The sequence below is a fragment of the Neobacillus sp. C211 genome, assembly GCF_051842875.1.
Lineage (GTDB): Bacteria > Bacillota > Bacilli > Bacillales > Cytobacillaceae > Neobacillus.
The window spans coordinates 12,829-28,135 of the sequence record NZ_JBPXRO010000036.1 but is presented as its reverse complement, the minus strand read 5'-3'; the positions used below and the strand labels follow the sequence as shown (position 1 = coordinate 28,135).

Annotated in this window: 18 protein-coding genes and 1 other annotated feature; of the genes, 11 read left to right on the top strand and 7 right to left on the bottom strand. The window is 38.6% G+C overall.

Annotated features, from left to right (window positions below):
* Positions 1-24 precede the first annotated feature (24 nt).
* From ACSU6B_RS24750 to ACSU6B_RS24735, 4 genes are all read left to right on the top strand, one after another.
* Positions 25-1,650 carry an amidohydrolase gene (locus ACSU6B_RS24750; RefSeq protein WP_410888985.1) on the top strand — a complete coding sequence of 542 codons (1,626 nt, stop codon included), beginning with the start codon at positions 25-27 and terminating at the stop codon, positions 1,648-1,650.
* Positions 1,651-1,797: 147 nt separating this feature from the next.
* Entirely contained in the window at positions 1,798-3,396 is a 1,599-nt protein-coding gene (locus ACSU6B_RS24745; protein WP_410888984.1) for an amidohydrolase, read from the top strand.
* 123 nt (positions 3,397-3,519) lie between these two features.
* Positions 3,520-3,766, top strand: a binding site (T-box leader).
* 90 nt (positions 3,767-3,856) lie between these two features.
* Positions 3,857-5,122, top strand: coding sequence for a threonine ammonia-lyase IlvA (gene ilvA / locus ACSU6B_RS24740; RefSeq protein WP_088087769.1), 1,266 nt, complete (start codon positions 3,857-3,859; stop codon positions 5,120-5,122).
* A 266-nt stretch (positions 5,123-5,388) separates the two neighbouring features.
* A complete protein-coding gene (locus ACSU6B_RS24735; RefSeq protein WP_410888982.1) occupies positions 5,389-6,108 on the top strand; it encodes a YebC/PmpR family DNA-binding transcriptional regulator in 720 nt (239 codons plus the stop codon).
* 73 nt (positions 6,109-6,181) lie between these two features.
* Here the strand turns inward: ACSU6B_RS24735 and ACSU6B_RS24730 are convergent, their stop codons facing one another.
* Positions 6,182-7,093 carry a DMT family transporter gene (locus tag ACSU6B_RS24730; RefSeq protein WP_410888980.1) on the bottom strand — a complete coding sequence of 304 codons (912 nt, stop codon included), beginning with the start codon at positions 7,091-7,093 and terminating at the stop codon, positions 6,182-6,184.
* A gap of 182 nt (positions 7,094-7,275) precedes the next feature.
* On the opposite strand from ACSU6B_RS24730, the gene ACSU6B_RS24725 reads away from it, so the two are divergent.
* Both ACSU6B_RS24725 and ACSU6B_RS24720 read left to right on the top strand, forming a co-directional pair.
* Entirely contained in the window at positions 7,276-7,662 is a 387-nt protein-coding gene (locus ACSU6B_RS24725) for a hypothetical protein (RefSeq protein WP_410888978.1), read from the top strand.
* 103 nt (positions 7,663-7,765) lie between these two features.
* Positions 7,766-8,281, top strand: a complete 516-nt coding sequence (locus ACSU6B_RS24720; protein WP_410888976.1) for a YbaK/EbsC family protein — start codon at positions 7,766-7,768, stop codon at positions 8,279-8,281.
* Between the two features lie 96 nt (positions 8,282-8,377).
* Here the strand turns inward: ACSU6B_RS24720 and ACSU6B_RS24715 are convergent, their stop codons facing one another.
* Entirely contained in the window at positions 8,378-8,806 is a 429-nt protein-coding gene (locus ACSU6B_RS24715; RefSeq protein ID WP_410888975.1) for a VOC family protein, read from the bottom strand.
* Between the two features lie 179 nt (positions 8,807-8,985).
* Here ACSU6B_RS24715 and ACSU6B_RS24710 point away from each other — a divergent pair, with 179 nt between their 5' ends.
* A complete protein-coding gene (locus ACSU6B_RS24710) occupies positions 8,986-9,315 on the top strand; it encodes a hypothetical protein (protein ID WP_410889011.1) in 330 nt (109 codons plus the stop codon).
* Positions 9,316-9,541: 226 nt separating this feature from the next.
* On the opposite strand, the gene ACSU6B_RS24705 is transcribed toward ACSU6B_RS24710, so the two are convergent.
* Positions 9,542-9,934, bottom strand: coding sequence for a hypothetical protein (locus ACSU6B_RS24705; RefSeq protein ID WP_410888973.1), 393 nt, complete (start codon positions 9,932-9,934; stop codon positions 9,542-9,544).
* Positions 9,935-10,181: 247 nt separating this feature from the next.
* Between ACSU6B_RS24705 and ACSU6B_RS24700 the strand changes: the two genes are divergently transcribed.
* Both ACSU6B_RS24700 and ACSU6B_RS24695 read left to right on the top strand, forming a co-directional pair.
* Positions 10,182-10,574 carry an SET domain-containing protein gene (locus ACSU6B_RS24700; RefSeq protein ID WP_410888972.1) on the top strand — a complete coding sequence of 131 codons (393 nt, stop codon included), beginning with the start codon at positions 10,182-10,184 and terminating at the stop codon, positions 10,572-10,574.
* Positions 10,575-10,836: 262 nt separating this feature from the next.
* Positions 10,837-11,184 (top strand): c-type cytochrome, encoded by a 348-nt coding sequence (locus ACSU6B_RS24695; RefSeq protein ID WP_410888970.1) that lies wholly within the window; start codon positions 10,837-10,839, stop codon positions 11,182-11,184.
* Between the two features lie 127 nt (positions 11,185-11,311).
* On the opposite strand, the gene yyaC is transcribed toward ACSU6B_RS24695, so the two are convergent.
* Positions 11,312-11,908 carry a spore protease YyaC gene (gene yyaC / locus ACSU6B_RS24690; protein WP_410888969.1) on the bottom strand — a complete coding sequence of 199 codons (597 nt, stop codon included), beginning with the start codon at positions 11,906-11,908 and terminating at the stop codon, positions 11,312-11,314.
* 176 nt (positions 11,909-12,084) lie between these two features.
* Between yyaC and ACSU6B_RS24685 the strand changes: the two genes are divergently transcribed.
* Entirely contained in the window at positions 12,085-12,522 is a 438-nt protein-coding gene (locus tag ACSU6B_RS24685; RefSeq protein WP_410888967.1) for a GNAT family N-acetyltransferase, read from the top strand.
* A 129-nt stretch (positions 12,523-12,651) separates the two neighbouring features.
* Positions 12,652-12,876, top strand: coding sequence for a hypothetical protein (locus tag ACSU6B_RS24680; protein ID WP_410888965.1), 225 nt, complete (start codon positions 12,652-12,654; stop codon positions 12,874-12,876).
* Between the two features lie 48 nt (positions 12,877-12,924).
* Here the strand turns inward: ACSU6B_RS24680 and ACSU6B_RS24675 are convergent, their stop codons facing one another.
* The 3 genes from ACSU6B_RS24675 to treR form a co-directional block, all read right to left on the bottom strand.
* Positions 12,925-13,542: an RraA family protein gene (locus ACSU6B_RS24675; RefSeq protein WP_410888964.1), complete on the bottom strand. Its 618-nt coding sequence runs from the start codon at positions 13,540-13,542 to the stop codon at positions 12,925-12,927.
* Positions 13,543-13,771: 229 nt separating this feature from the next.
* The gene (locus ACSU6B_RS24670) at positions 13,772-14,449 is read right to left on the bottom strand and encodes an SOS response-associated peptidase (protein WP_410888963.1); all 678 of its coding nucleotides are present in this window, start codon (positions 14,447-14,449) and stop codon (positions 13,772-13,774) included.
* Positions 14,450-14,590: 141 nt separating this feature from the next.
* Positions 14,591-15,304 (bottom strand): trehalose operon repressor, encoded by a 714-nt coding sequence (gene treR, locus ACSU6B_RS24665; protein WP_410888961.1) that lies wholly within the window; start codon positions 15,302-15,304, stop codon positions 14,591-14,593.
* Positions 15,305-15,307: the final 3 nt, after the last annotated feature.

Below are 15,307 nucleotides of genomic sequence, written 5' to 3'. Positions count from 1 at the left end.
CAGAAAAGGGAGAAAGAGAAAACAATGACTATCAATAAAAAGACTGAGTGTACCTATATTAATGGAAAGATTTTTACAGCTAATCCTGATAAACCGCATGCAACCGCGATGATCGTTCGTGGTGGTAAGGTAGCATGGATTGGCAGTCAAACTGATTTAGAAAAAATTGAAGGTGAATGTGTCGATCTCCATGGCCTTAGGGTGCTGCCAGGCTTAATCGATGCTCATCTACACCCATTGTACCTTGCTAATGCATCCAAGCATATAGCTTGTACGCCTCCGCTTATTCATTCCATTGAAGATTTAATTAAAGAGGTTAGAAGTTTGCGCGGTGCTCAAGGGAAGGATAAATGGGTTGAAGGCTGGGGATATGATGAAGGAAAGTTGCTGGAAAGACGTTCACCCACACGCTGGGATTTAGACCAAGCTGCTGCAGACGTACCTGTTATTATTACACGGACGTGTGCACATATTGTGGTTGTTAACAGCAAGGCTTTGGAATTAGCAGGAATTACAAGGGATACACCTGAAGTGCCAGGCGGTCAGATTGACAGGGATGAAGACGGTGAACCCACTGGCATTTTACGTGAGAATGCCAAGGACCTTGTCACTCGGATTATGCCTGTGAAAACACTCGAAGAGAACGCTGAAATACTTTCCGAGTTAAGTAATGTGCTGCTCTCACATGGAATTACAGCGATCACCGATGCAATGGGTAGAACGGAACCAACTGATTATTTGGAAATGTACAATGATGCAGTCAAAAAAGGACTAAAGCAACGTACAGTACTCTACTATATTTGGGAAGATTTAAAGAAACAACCGATCTTGGAAAACGAAAAAACTAGCCTTGAAAACCAAATCCATATTGGCGGGGTTAAGTTATTCTCAGATGGAAGTGTATCCGGCCAAACCGCATGGGTAAATCCGCCTTTCTTAGGTGAGGGGGAGAATTATGGGATCCAAATGACAACCGAGGAAGAATTATTGGCGGCGGCAGAGGCAGCAGAGCAAAACAATGTTCAGCTAGTTGTTCATGCCATGGGTGAGCAGGCAATTGATTTAATTGTTGACACATTTTATGGTAAACAAGGCTGGCTAAAAGATGCCCCTTCGATAAGGATTGAACATGCAGCAATGCCAACACTGCAAGCATTAAAACGTGCAGCTGAAACCGGAATAGCTTTTGTTACCCAGCCAATCTTCTTGTTTGCAGAAATTGAAAGCTACCATAATAACCTAGGTGCCGAGCGGACAAAGAAGACCTATCCTGTAAAGTCAATGCTAGAAGTAGGAATCAAGATTGCCTTTTCATCTGATGCACCTGCGACCGCATGGGCCGATCCGGTAAATCCATTTGTAGGAATTAAAGCTGCTGTTACACGCCGGGCCTATGACGGGAAAGACACGGGGCAAGAACAAAAAGTAGATTTAGAGACAGCCATCATTCTTTACACTAGGGCCGCTCAAGAAATTACCCGCATTCCGAGGGTTGGGCAGCTTGCACCAGGCTATCATGCCGATTTTATTATACTTGACCAAGATATCTTTGAAGTGAGCCCTGTGAAGATTGATGAAATACAGGTAGTGGAGACATTTATGGGCGGAAAATCCGTTTATCAAAAAGGGGCAGCAGCTTTATATGAATAGAGTTCGAATTGGTCGTAATTCCCAGATTCTATCTCTAAAGAAGATAGAATCTGGCTTACCTCCATTTCTAATTCCATAACATATTAGTTTTACACATTTTTTTCAATATGGTAAAACTGAAATATAATGAAGGAAGGGGAGAATATTATGACAAAGTCAATTTTTACAAATGGGACAATCTATACTTTGGACGCGAATCAACCAGTAGTGGAAGCCATTGTCGCTGAGAATGGAAGAATCATAGATATAGGGTCTCACCACGAAATGAGCCTACAATGGGGCAGAAATGGATCAAACATTATTGATTTGCAGGGGAAAATGGTTACCCCCGGATTGACTGATAGCCACCTGCACCTTTCTGGTGTGGCGTTCAACTTTTTAGACCTTGATTTAACCGGTGTAAAGTCAAAAAGCGAAATGCTTGATAAAATTAGGGAAAAGGCGAATACCGTTGCGCCTGGAAAGTGGCTTGTCGGAATGGGCTGGGATGAAAATCTCTTTACGGAAGGAACTATTCCTACCATAGATGAGTTAGACGTTGTTACACCGCACTGTCCTGTTTATCTAAAACGGATTTGTCACCATACATTTTTAGTGAATAGCAAGGCACTTGAAATGAGTCAGTATTATCCGGAGATTCCTATTCCAACCGGCGGAACAGTTGTACTTGATCCGATTACCAAAAAGCCGACAGGGATGCTGCTCGAATCGGCTTCCCAGCTAATAACAAAATACATCCCGGAACGAACCTATCAAGAGTTAAAGGATGGCTTACAGCAAGCGATGCAATTTGCGGTGAAGAAGGGACTAACAAGTGTACATACCAATGATCCTGCTTATTTAGGCGGTCTGGATTCCACGTATAAAATGTATGATGAATTAATTAACCAGGAAGGCCAAGGTTTACGCTGTAATCTGCTCATTGATTACCCCTATCTTAATCTATTGAAAGAAAGAGGAATGTATGCTGGCTATGGAAATGACAAACTACAAATAGGAGCGATAAAAATTTTTGCTGATGGAGCATTTGGGAGAAGAACGGCGCTCCTATCAGAGCCCTATCACGATAACCCGAGTCAGTTTGGAGATGCCATGTATGACCAAGAAACCCTTTATAGAGTGGTTAAAGAGGTACGAGAACACGCCATGCCACTAGCTGTCCATACGATTGGAGACAAGGCTTTAGAAAATATTTTAGATATACTGGATCAATTTCCAAAAGTGGACTACCGTGATCGGATTATTCACACATCCCTGGTTCGGAATGATTTAGTTCAGCGATTAGTAGATATGAGCCGGATTGCTGATATTCAACCAAGGTTCGTGGTGGGTGATTATCCATGGGTGAAAGAAAGAGTAGGCGAAAAGAGGGAGCCCTTTTTATATGCATGGAAAACGTTACTTGAATCGGGCGTTTTGTGTGCTGGCGGTTCCGATGCACCCGTTGAACCTATAGACCCTCTTCTTGGTATTCATGCTGCGGTTACCCGTAGAACTCCTGGGGATCTACATGAAGGCTGGAATGCCGAAGAGAAACTCTCAATGCTTGAAGCCGTTAAGCTTTTTACAGTTGGGGGTGCATTCGCTACCAATGAAGAAAATCTTAAAGGGACGATTTCAAGAGGTAAGCTAGCGGATCTAACGGTTTATTCTAATAATTTATTTACAATAGAGAATCCTGACGAACTACTCAAAACTGAGATTGATATGACGATCATCGGTGGCGAAATAAAATATAAAAATTAAGGGAATGAAATAGGCGAAAGAACCCTAAAAACAATGTAAGCGCTTTATAATTAACAAAATAATTAAAATAGTCAAAAAATATTGACAAGTTATTTTTTCAATGGTACCCTTATAAAAATTGAAGATGAATCAATGATGAGAAGAGTAGATTAGGCCCTTGTTCTACAGAGAGTCGACAGTTGCTGAAAGTCGATGTCAGGACGTATTCGAAGATCATCTCGGAGATGTGTAGCTGAAACTGTTAAGTAAGCTAGACCGGAAATTCCGCCGTTACAATGGAACACGTACTTAGAATGGTACGTTGATCGAGAGCCGCAGTGTTTGTTTGTTGCGGAAGTAGGGTGGTATCGCGAGTTAACTCGTCCCTATACTATGGGGGCGAGTTTTTTGTGTTTAAAAAATGTATTTATTCTTATGAAAATTTCTTTATGGATGCAAAAAATTAGGAGGGAAAAGGAAGATGAATCAACAAGTTGATAAGAAAGTGTTTAATGTGGAGGATATTATTATTGCCAGCCATACCATTAAGGATGTTATTTCACCAACTCCCCTGCAATACAATCACTTGTTGTCAGAACGATACGGCTGCCATGTCTACTTAAAACGAGAGGATTTACAAAGCGTTCGTTCCTTTAAAATCCGCGGGGCATATAATCGAATTAAGAAACTTAATGAAGATGAGTTAAAGAATGGAATTATCTGTGCAAGTGCAGGAAACCATGCGCAGGGGGTTGCTTATTCTTGTCATCTCTTAAATATTCATGGGAAAATCTTTATGCCAAGTACAACACCAAAGCAAAAGGTAAAACAAGTTAAATTTTGGGGAAAAGATGATGTTGAGATTGTTTTGGTTGGGGATACCTTTGACGATGCTTATGAAAAAGCAAGGGAATGCAGTCAAGAGGAAAATCGGACATTTATTCATCCTTTTGATGATCCCGATGTGATTGCTGGACAAGGGACGGTTGCCGTTGAACTGCTCAATGATTGCCCTGAAAAAATTGACTATCTGTTTGCCGCAATTGGCGGAGGAGGGCTTTTGTCTGGGGTCGGCACGTATTTAAGGCACTATTCTCCAGAAACGCAATTAATTGGTGTCGAGCCACAAGGTGCACCTGGTATGAAGGAATCATTTTTAAAAGGGGAAGTTACCTCATTGAAAGAAATTGACCCGTTCGTGGATGGCGCAGCTGTGAAGACGGTGGGATCAATGACCTTTAGCATTTGCAAAGAAATCGTTGATGATATTCTTGTTGTTCCGGAAGGAAAGGTTTGCACAACATTATTATCGTTATACAATGAAAATGCCATCGTTGTGGAGCCGACTGGAGCCCTTTCTGTAGCAGCCTTGGATATGTATGCAGATGAAATTAAGGGCAAAACTGTTGTCTGTATCGTAAGTGGCGGTAACAATGATATTGGTCGGATGCAGGAAATCAAAGAGCGCTCAAAAATTTATGAAGGACTGCAGCATTATTTTATTGTCCAATTCCCGCAACGCCCGGGTGCGTTACGTGAGTTTTTGGATGATGTCCTTGGACCAAACGATGATATTAGCCATTTTGAATATACGAAAAAGAATAATCGAGAAACAGGTCCAGCCTTGGTTGGAATTGAACTAAAGGATAAGGAAGACTACACACCATTGATTGAACGAATCAAAGCGAAGGGCTTTTTATATCGCGAAGTCAATAAAGATAGTACTCTGTTTCAAATGCTGGTTTAGTTATCTAATGCTATTAAAAAGGTCGAAACTCATCGGTTTCGACCTCTTTTTGTCATTTAATCTATACTAAAAGCAATTTCTTAACTGAATTTAAGTAATAGACTCTTAACAAATGATGCAATTACTGTATAATATTATTTGTCAATGATAGAAACAATCAAATAAGTAATGAACACTTAATTATTATATGGAACATGACTTGAAGTAGATCTAGTTTCATATTAATAATTTTGTGTAGATTCAAAAGCGGAAAGAGAGTGTTCATAATGGGACGTAAGTGGAACAATATTAAAGAAAAGAAAGCTTCAAAGGATGCAAATACAAGCCGTATTTATGCGAAATTTGGGGTTGAAATCTATGTAGCTGCTAGACAGGGTGAACCAAATCCTGAATCGAATCAAGCTTTAAAATTTGTTTTAGAGCGTGCAAAAACATACAATGTACCCAAACATATTATTGACCGAGCAATTGAAAAAGCTAAGGGCGGTTCTGAGGAAAGCTATTCTGAACTTCGATATGAAGGCTTCGGTCCAAACGGGTCGATGGTTATTGTTGATGCCCTGACAAACAACGTGAACCGCACGGCTTCCGATGTACGTGCTGCATTTGGTAAAAACGGCGGAAACATGGGAGTAAGTGGATCAGTTGCTTATATGTTTGATGCAACCGCTGTTATCGGCGTCGAAGGAAAAACGGCGGACGATGTACTTGAATTGTTGATGGAAGCAGATGTTGACGTACGAGACATTATTGAAGAAGATGAGTCGGTGATTGTTTATGCTGACCCAGAACAATTCCATGCCGTGCAGGAAGCATTCAAAAATGCGGGGATTACTGATTTTACTGTGGCTGAACTAACGATGCTTGCGCAAAATGAAATCGCCCTTCCTGAAGACGCACAAGCTAAATTCGAGAAAATGATTGATGTATTAGAAGACCTAGAAGACGTTCAACAAGTCTACCATAACGTTGATTTAGGTGAGTAAATATGAAAGCAGACCTTTGTAGGTCTGCTTCTTTTATATTTAGTGGTGTCAGGCACCATTTTTATAACTGTGATTACCGTTTAACAGCAGATAAAATAAAAATAGTTGAAATAATTGAAATGGAACCAATCCATTCGGCAGAGCCGAATGATACTTGGAGCCAGGCTACGGCTAAAAAGGCCGCTGATAATGGCTCAACACAAGCGAGAAGACTTGCTTCAGAAGCACGAATGTATTTCAGGCTTTCCATAAAACAAAAAAAGGCGATTAATGTACCGAAAATAATCACAAAAACTACAGCTAGAAAGGACGTTAAGCTCCAATGGCCTTGAAACTTCCATGGAGGATGAATCAAGCTAAAGCCAATCCCACCGATCATCATTCCCCAACCAACAGTAAGAAGCGACCCCCATTTATTCAACAAACTTCCAGGATAGAGTGTATAAAAAGCGAGTGCAAAAGCAGATAGAATTCCCCATGTAAAGGCAGAGGATGAAATGGAGAGTGAATGGATATTACCCTTCGTCACGAGTAGAAAGGTTCCGAAGATGGCTAATCCAATCGCAATTACTTCATGTATTTTAGGTAACTCCTTTGCACGAAAACTTAAATAACAGACAATGATTACTGGTGCCAGGTACTGCAAAATGGTTGCCGTTGCTGCATTTCCTTGTTCGATAGCAGCGAAATACGTATATTGTACGCCAAACATGCCAATTACACCAAAGATTACTAGACGGAAGATATCCTGTTTATTTCTCCAAATGGCCCAGATATTCTGTTTACCCACTGTATGAGAAAAAAATAACAAGCCAAAACCTGAAAAAATCAGCCTGTTAACAACTAGCCAGTTGGTACTAAATCCTTGTTGATGAAATAAGTATTGAGCGACAGTTCCTGAAACACCCCAAAATGTTGCAGCAATCAATACTAAAAAAATGCCTTTTATCCTTGGGGAGGACATTACTGCTACTTGCGAATTCATTTGATCCCTCCATTATGAAACAATACTAATATCTTAATTTTTTAAATATAACAATGATTATATCACTTTTTAGGAAACAGTTTAAAAAACTTAAGGAAAAATCAATTTTAATCGAAGGATTATGGGAGGGAAGTAGCGAATAAAGAAAATATATGTAAGAAGTTGAGAGGAGAAGAGAATTTATGGTCTATAAGAAAGCTGGTCATGCAGATTTGATGGATCAAATAGTAAGTGATTCCCAATTAGCTGAGGAAATCAAAAAGCACCCACGATTCGGCAAACCCATTCCATCCCTTCTATTTTCTGGGGATGTCTATTTCAATTTCCTCAACACAGCTAGCGATGCTGGTTATCTCCCGCCATTTGTAATTTTACAAAAGGAAATCAGACTTGAGATTTCTAAAGCCATAACATTAAAAGAACTAGAATCCGCTGAATTTGAAATAATGAACTTGATAGATGCCATTAATGAAAGAATCCTGAAATATAACTCGATTTGTCCTCCAAAGATGAAAAAAGGAAAAATTGATTTTGACAATATTGATAATCAATATAAAATTTGGGAATAAAAATATAAACATTACCAGACTTACTGGTATAAGACGTCTTTTCGCTTTATCCCTTTAAAGTATGATATTATTCTAATAATACGTTAGGGAAAGGATGTATAAGATGTCATTGGAAAGTGTGAAGGCCCATTTTAAACAATGGGATCGTGATGAAGATGTAATGGAATTTGATACCTCGAGTGCCACAGTGGAACAGGCTGCCGAGACCATTGGAGTAGCTTCAGCTCGAATTGCGAAAACTTTATCTTTTAGAGGGAGCGAGGAAAAAGCTATTTTAATTGTTGCTGCAGGTGATGCAAAAATTGATAATAAGAAGTTTCGTCATCAATTCGGCTTCAAAGCAAGGATGCTCTCACCAGATGAAGTTCTCGAACAAACTGGTCATGCCATTGGCGGTGTTTGTCCGTTTGGGCTGAATAATGAGCTTGAAGTCTATTTGGATGTATCAATGCAGCGCTTCGAGACAGTTTTCCCCGCCTGTGGCAGCACGAACTCTGCAATCGAATTAACGAAAGATGAATTATATCAGTATTCATTTGCTAAAGAATGGATTGATGTTTGCAAAGGGTGGGGACAAGACGAAGAGCAAGCAAAATTAAGTCAGCAAATCGAGGCTTAACGGTAACTTTAGGAAGCGTATGATGCCCTTATAAAAAATTCAAAATAACCAAAAAAGGACCGGGCAAATTTGCCCGGTCTTCCTTATTAAACCCAATTACATTACGCTTTCGCCATTATCATAATTAAATAGCCATTCAATTCCAAACTTATCTTTTAAGGAGCCGTAGCATTTGCTCCAGAATGTTTCTTGAAGCTCCATGACTACCGTGCCGCCTTCTTGAAGTTTGTTAAAATAAGATTTAATTTTATCCAAGTCCTTATTTACAATAGCAAGGCTAATGTTGGTACCTGCTACAAAAGGCATTCCAGGAAAAACATCAGAGAACATGACGTTGCTTCCATCAATGTTCAGTCGTGTGTGCATAACCAAGTTTTTTGCTTCTTCTGGAAGTTGATATTCTGGGTTCGGAGGGACTTCCCCGAAAGTCATAATTTGTGGTTTTTCTGTACCAAAAACCTCTGCGTAAAACTCTGCCGCCTCACGACAGTTTCCATTAAAATTAAGATAAACATCAACAGACATTTGCGATAACCCCTTTGTAAATAAACGTCAATGGTAATTGTACCACTAACTGGAACAATATCAAATTCTTAGGAGGACCTATCTTCAATCAGACTACTATAAATAATTTTTAAACCGCGGGAATACAATTTACAATAATCATATTTTGAATTTTTCAGTTTGAAAGAGGGTATTGGGTGATGAAATTCAAAATACATCGATGTAATTGTCGAAAACTTTGGTCTGTTCAAACCAGAAAAACAAAGTTTACCGCATGTTCCGTTCTTCTAGATGGCAGTTGGAGCACTGAATTAAAGCCCGAAAGGAAATATAACCCAAAAGGATTTGTTACCACACATGGAAAACAAGATATCATTGTGAACCCGCCAATAGAAGTCGTTGAGAAATATGAAAAAATAGCAAAACTGATTTATGACAAAAAAAATGTTAATTTCAACGTGAACGAAGGGGAATCTTTATTTTTTGCCGAAGATGGAACTTGTTATATTCTTAAAAAGTTAATGAATTGAAGGAAACCTAATACACCAAATGCTTTTGAACAAAATCCTCAATTTCGTCAATCGCCTGTTGACCTTCTGGAAAAGCAAACGTTTGAAAAACATGCCACATTTCATCCCATACTTTAAAAGTAACTTCAACATCTTTATTGCTTCCTAAATTCCTCCATTAATTTACAACGTTTTTATGAACAAAGACCCCTGCATCAAAAGGGTAGATGAGGGGTCTTTATCATACTTATCTTGGTGTGATTGGTTTCACTGAAATAGCAGGGGAGCTAGTCGATACTATGCAGCCCTCTAAATGATCGGGATTTAATAAGCCTAGGTTAAGAGCGGCTTTGATTTTTACATCATCTGGTTTTTTCACGACTTGGATAAGTTCATTCATCTGTAATTCTTCTAATCTTTTAATGGTTTCAACCTCGTCATATTTTTCTGTTTTTCGTATTTGCCGTTGAAGCTTATAGCCGCTTATGGTAATTTCACCTTTATGATTAGATCCTACTAGATTATTAAAGTAATTTTGAAAGGCATCCTTTAATTCATTCATTTCCATTTCTATTTCTTTTTTCTGTTTATTCAGTTCGTAATACTTAACCAACATTTCTCCTGTGATCAAGTTCTCCATGTCCTCGCCTCCTGTTGCGAACGTATATTCCTATTTTATGTTTTCCTCTTCAAAAAAATGACCTATTCACCTAAAGCTGTGAAGAATATCTTTTGACAGTTTTTTGATGATTGTAGTTTTATCTGTCTTGGTGTCAGGCACCAGCGAAAAATGTGTGGAAAGAAAAAACATTTGCTTTCTTCTGTAGATAATGGCAAGCTATATTATGATTAAAAACTTTAATGGAAAGTACAAATAGGTGATTAAGATGATTGAGATTAAGACTTCGAAGCTTAGTGATGGGGAATTAAATAGAGGGGTATTTGCGACTCGTGATATTGCAAAAGGGGAGCTGATCCATGAAGCACCCGTTATTCCTTATCCTAATGAGGAGCATGTTCATATAGAGAAAACACTGCTTGCTGATTATGCATTTGAATATGGGATTAACCACACCGCACTTCTTTTAGGATACGGGATGTTGTTTAACCATTCATATGAGCCCAATGCTACATATGAAATTAACTTCCCGAATCACACGTTTGATTTTTACGCGTACAAGGATATCAAAGCAGGGGAAGAAATCCTTATTAACTATAATGGTGAAGAGGATAATAATGATCTACTTTGGTTTAATAAAGATGAATCCGAAAGTGAATAAATGAAAAAAGGATAGATAAAGGCAGGTTATCTGCTTTATCTATCCTTTTTCTTTACAAAAAACTCACTCAGTTAAAAAAGTCTTATAGTGGAATCCAAATAGAAAATTAAGTATCTTTACCATAGTATTTATAAAGGAATAATCATAGGACTTTAGAAATAATATGTCATAGGGCATGTTTATTTTTACCTGTGAGATTGCCAGTAGGCCTCTATTTCCAATATGAAGGCAATCCCGTGGAAACCAAAAAAGGGGTGGCAGGTTGAAAAAGATTTTTGGTTTGGGATTATTTATTTTAATGATTGGTTTATTGAGTGCCTGTAATGATGATAACACATCAAAAGAACCGTCTAGTAAACCAACAAGTGAAACCGCTAGCACGGTTGCAGGGGATGACATCTTTCAAAAAAGCTGTATTACCTGCCATAGTTCGGGTGACATTACTGGTGGTCAAGTAAAACTGGATTCAACGAAAATTCATGCCGATTTTCAAAAGAAAGAGGATCTTTATAGTTTTGTAGAAAAGAAGATGCCTAAGTCCGCTCCAGGTTCATTATCAAAAGAACAATATGATGCCGTTGTTAATTATTTATGGGATCAAAAGGAATAGTAAATGAAGGAAGATAGTAGTCCGGAGGAACCTCCGGGCCATTTTTTCATTCTCTCTTGAAGTGGTTCGTTTCAATTAATTGAAATATTTGGTATTATAAGAAGTGTCCCTAAATCGACCTCATCCATTACCAGCAATTATGCAAAATCGGATGGAGCGAAGGATATTTGTAATATTGCCTCACAGCTAGTGATATCCCTTTGGCAATATTTGTTGCCATAGTGAAAATTAGATGCAGATTCGTGGAAAGGAGAGAGCATTCCAATCGCGGATCATTTTCCTGCACAACCCCCATAATGCTGCAATCTCCCATCGGAGGAAGTTTTTTTCCTAATCCCGCTCCAGGCAACAATGAACCGTCACGAACAACAATAGTGTTAACGATTCTTTCAGACCCTAGAACACTATCAATGGCAATGACAAAACTATTTTGGGGCAGGGTCCGAGAAACCTGTGGGATAAGCGTTTGTGCATCTAAGGGAGATTCAAGGTTTCCGATTACTGATAAGTGTTTGGGGTATAGATTATGTAGTAAGGTACCTACAAATGGACCTAGACTGTCACCACTTATGACATTTGAACCAATCCCTATTACGTAAATATGTTCTGTGCCTTCCGGAATTAGAGAATGTAATCTGTCTCGAATGAATAGTGGTGCTAGCCTATCATTAAAAGGAATAATTCTTTCAGACAAAGCGTGCCTTACGTCTATAGAAGCGTTCATGTCTATTTACCCCCAAGCAAAATTATTCTACAGAGTTGAACAAACGACCAAATATCGTGGTTCAATAATAATGATTTAATATTCTGCATTCACTTAAGATTATCCTTCTGTAATATTGTGAATTTCACTCAATCTCGTAGATTAGTAAATTATTCTTAACTAGGAGGAATTAAAAATTGATTATCCAAAAAGCAACTATTAGTGATCTCGATTCGTTGTCTGTATTGTTTGATTTATATCGGGTATTTTATGAGCAAACGTCCGACTTGGAGGGCGCACGAGAGTTTTTAAAAGCAAGAATACTGAACGACGAATCCGTTGTGTTTATGGCTGTTGATGGGGAACATCCCGTTGGTTTTGTTCAGTTATATCCATCCTTTTCTTCTGTTAGCATGGTCCGATCATGGGTATTAAATGATTTATATGTGAAGGAACAATTCCGCGGAAAAGGTGCTGGGGAAAAATTAATACAAAAGGCGATTTTGTTTGCAGAGGAAACAGGAGCAAAAGGAGTTATGCTAGAGACAGGCCAGGAAAACATTACTGCCCAAAGACTCTATGAAAAAATTGGTTTTGAAAGGGAATCGAATTATTTTTATTATTTCCCTATATGAAAAATAAGGTAGGTGTTTGTTCTCTCTAAAAGTGTTACTAATATTCGTTATTTTTTCGAATTTCTTTCATATTATGAAGCATGTAATCAGATAATCTGAGAGTAAAGTAATGTAAGGAGATGATCATTCATGAAAAATTTAGCCGAAGCAAATGATGTTTTGACCGGGAAAGTGTATATGGTTGAAATGAAAGATGGGGAAATCAGTTCCTTTCGATTAATGGGCGAATCATCCACCCACTATATTTTCTCTTATTCCACTAACGAAACGGTAGAGGTTTTTGAAAAAGCAAAAAATGAAGTCATCGGCATTTTTGAGGTTCGGGAATGGTGGGACACGAAAGGGAGCGGATAAGATAATAGCTAACCCCAGTTCTGTATGGAAAAGGGGTTTGTTAGTTTTTTACCTATTAATGAGTTCATCTAAATGTTTCATAATAGCCTCACGATTACCCGCTATACGCTCTTCTCTAATCTGATCGTTTTTTAACTTTTCGATGGACTTTTCCAATACAGCTTGTTCGACCATTTGTGGAATGACCACGACGCCGTCAGCGTCCCCAACAATGATATCGCCTGGATGTACGGTCATTCCGCCGCATGAAATCGGGATATTAATCTCTCCAACTCCTGCTTTACCACTAGCTGCAACGGTAGTGCCCCTCGAGAAGACGGGGAAGTTCAAGCCCTTGATTCCAACAATATCACGAATGACACCATCAACTACGATTCCACCGACTCCAAGTGTTTGAGCCATGCCAACAACAAAATCACCAGCAATGGCACGATATGGATCTCCTTTAGCATCAATAACTAAAATATCCCCTGGTTTTGACGCACGGATTGCCTTTAGGACGGCAAGATTATCACCGACAGGAATCTTCACCGTTAAAGCTCTTCCAGTAAGCTTATATTCTTCTTTTAGAGGTTTAATCGCAGGGTGGAGGTTATTTAAGCCATCCATCGCATCGGATATACAAGTTGTTGGCAGGTCATAGAATTTTTTTACCAGTTGGTCCATAGGAAATCTCCTCTCATTTTTTACTCTCCTTACCGCTATTATAGCTCGGATAGCTACACTTTGCCCATTTTTTCCCACAAAAAAAAGAAAGTGGCCGATTACCACTTTCTAAAGAAGGAAAACTTTTATGGGTTAATACATGATATGTAGAACCTTGGACATGCATGTAGTAAACATGTCCATATGGAAAAAATATTTTTAAAATTTAAGCATATTTTTTTAAAAAGTACTAACAAATCTTTTGAATAAGCTCAACGTTGTTATTTCTCGGTGAGTTTACTAAGGAAGATACTTCGTAAGTCTCCATTAAGTTTTCATCAAAGGGGATAAGTAGTTTTTTTAAATCATTGGTATCTGAGACGAATGGATCCAGCCATGTTTTTTCATCGTCTGGCTTCAAAATAACGGGCATCCGATCATGAATATCTTTCATTAGTTCATTGGGGTCGGTTGTTATCACAGAACAAGTATAGAGCGTTTTTCCTTTAGGTGATTTCCAAGACTCCCAAATGCCTGCCATGGCAAACAGATCATCGGATTTTAGTTTAATTCGCATCGGGGTTTTACTTTTATCTTCATGTCGTTTCCATTCATAAAAACTATCGGCGATGACTAGGCAACGCTTCTTTTTGAAGGCTGTTCGGAAGCTTGGCTTTTCCGATAATGTTTCTGCTCGGGCATTAATCATCTTATGGCCAATGGAAGCATCCTTTGCCCATGGCGGGACTAAGCCCCATTTTAAAAATCCCATCCGATTTGACTTGCCGTCATTAATCACGGCAATTACGGCCTGAGATGGAGCAATATTATAACTCGGAGAATAATTTTCTTCTTCAAGAAAAGATATAATATCGAAACGATCAATGATTTCCTCGAACGTAGCTGTTAACGTGAATCGGCCGCACATACTATTTTCACCTCAAGATTTTGGTTACGTCTATTGTAACAAACATCATGGACAAAATCCTTTTAATACGAAACTCTAAATATGAAATGAAGTAAAAAAAAGGAGACCCTCGAAATTGGATTGGAGGTCTCCTTACTGAAATCAATGGGATCTGCGAGCAAAATCTACAAACCGAAATTTATCAGGCCGATGCCTTGATTCCGTAAATTGAAAGAGGGTGGCATCATCTAAATAAACATAGTTTTTTATGACGACTACATTGTGAAAGCCTTCAAGATCTAATAGGGAGCGATCCTCGAATGAAGGTTCTTCCACGACAATTTCTTTTTTGGCAAAACTAATGGTAAGGTTTAATTTATTTTCAATATATTGGTAAATGGAATCCGCACAAATTTCTTCTGTTAGCGAAGGAACATGCTTTTTAGATAAAAAATCTTTATCTAAAATGATTTTCTCTCCGCCCATTTCCCTTGTACGAACTACCTTCCATACCAGGTCCTTACTTCCCAGTTGTAGCTGCTGCCTGACAAAACCATCGGGCTTGATCAACGAGAGCTCGTTCACAATCGTTTTTGGTTTACTTCCCATTTTATTTGCCAGTTCTTTAAAACTAACCAGCCCCGAAACAGGAAAATCAAATTTGCTGATGTCGATTACGATCGAACCTTTTCCTCTAACTTTTTGGATATAGCCATTTTGCGAAAGCAAATTTAACGCCTTTCTAATCGTTTCTCTCGATGTATCGAATTGATCTTTTAATTCGTTCTCAGAGGGAAGAAGCGTTTGTGGCGGAATTTCTCCACTTTTTATTTGCTCGACAATAATGTTGTAGATCGTTAGGTACTTGTTCGTCATTAT

Bases quoted from the DNA above. Each gene is read 5' to 3' on its own strand.
- ACSU6B_RS24710 (WP_410889011.1), top strand. From the start codon at position 8,986: ATGAAATTCAAAATACATCGATGTAATTGTCGAAAACTTTGGTCTGTT.
- ACSU6B_RS24750 (WP_410888985.1), top strand. From the start codon at position 25: ATGACTATCAATAAAAAGACTGAGTGTACCTATATTAATGGAAAGATT.
- ACSU6B_RS24675 (WP_410888964.1), bottom strand. From the start codon at position 13,542: ATGGACCAACTGGTAAAAAAATTCTATGACCTGCCAACAACTTGTATA.
- ACSU6B_RS24725 (WP_410888978.1), top strand. From the start codon at position 7,276: ATGGTCTATAAGAAAGCTGGTCATGCAGATTTGATGGATCAAATAGTA.
- ACSU6B_RS24730 (WP_410888980.1), bottom strand. From the start codon at position 7,093: ATGAATTCGCAAGTAGCAGTAATGTCCTCCCCAAGGATAAAAGGCATT.
- treR (WP_410888961.1), bottom strand. From the start codon at position 15,304: ATGACGAACAAGTACCTAACGATCTACAACATTATTGTCGAGCAAATA.
- ACSU6B_RS24670 (WP_410888963.1), bottom strand. From the start codon at position 14,449: ATGTGCGGCCGATTCACGTTAACAGCTACGTTCGAGGAAATCATTGAT.
- yyaC (WP_410888969.1), bottom strand. From the start codon at position 11,908: ATGAACGCTTCTATAGACGTAAGGCACGCTTTGTCTGAAAGAATTATT.
- ACSU6B_RS24705 (WP_410888973.1), bottom strand. From the start codon at position 9,934: ATGGAGAACTTGATCACAGGAGAAATGTTGGTTAAGTATTACGAACTG.
- ACSU6B_RS24715 (WP_410888975.1), bottom strand. From the start codon at position 8,806: ATGTCTGTTGATGTTTATCTTAATTTTAATGGAAACTGTCGTGAGGCG.
- ACSU6B_RS24720 (WP_410888976.1), top strand. From the start codon at position 7,766: ATGTCATTGGAAAGTGTGAAGGCCCATTTTAAACAATGGGATCGTGAT.
- ACSU6B_RS24680 (WP_410888965.1), top strand. From the start codon at position 12,652: ATGAAAAATTTAGCCGAAGCAAATGATGTTTTGACCGGGAAAGTGTAT.
- ACSU6B_RS24700 (WP_410888972.1), top strand. From the start codon at position 10,182: ATGATTGAGATTAAGACTTCGAAGCTTAGTGATGGGGAATTAAATAGA.
- ACSU6B_RS24745 (WP_410888984.1), top strand. From the start codon at position 1,798: ATGACAAAGTCAATTTTTACAAATGGGACAATCTATACTTTGGACGCG.
- ACSU6B_RS24735 (WP_410888982.1), top strand. From the start codon at position 5,389: ATGGGACGTAAGTGGAACAATATTAAAGAAAAGAAAGCTTCAAAGGAT.
- ilvA (WP_088087769.1), top strand. From the start codon at position 3,857: ATGAATCAACAAGTTGATAAGAAAGTGTTTAATGTGGAGGATATTATT.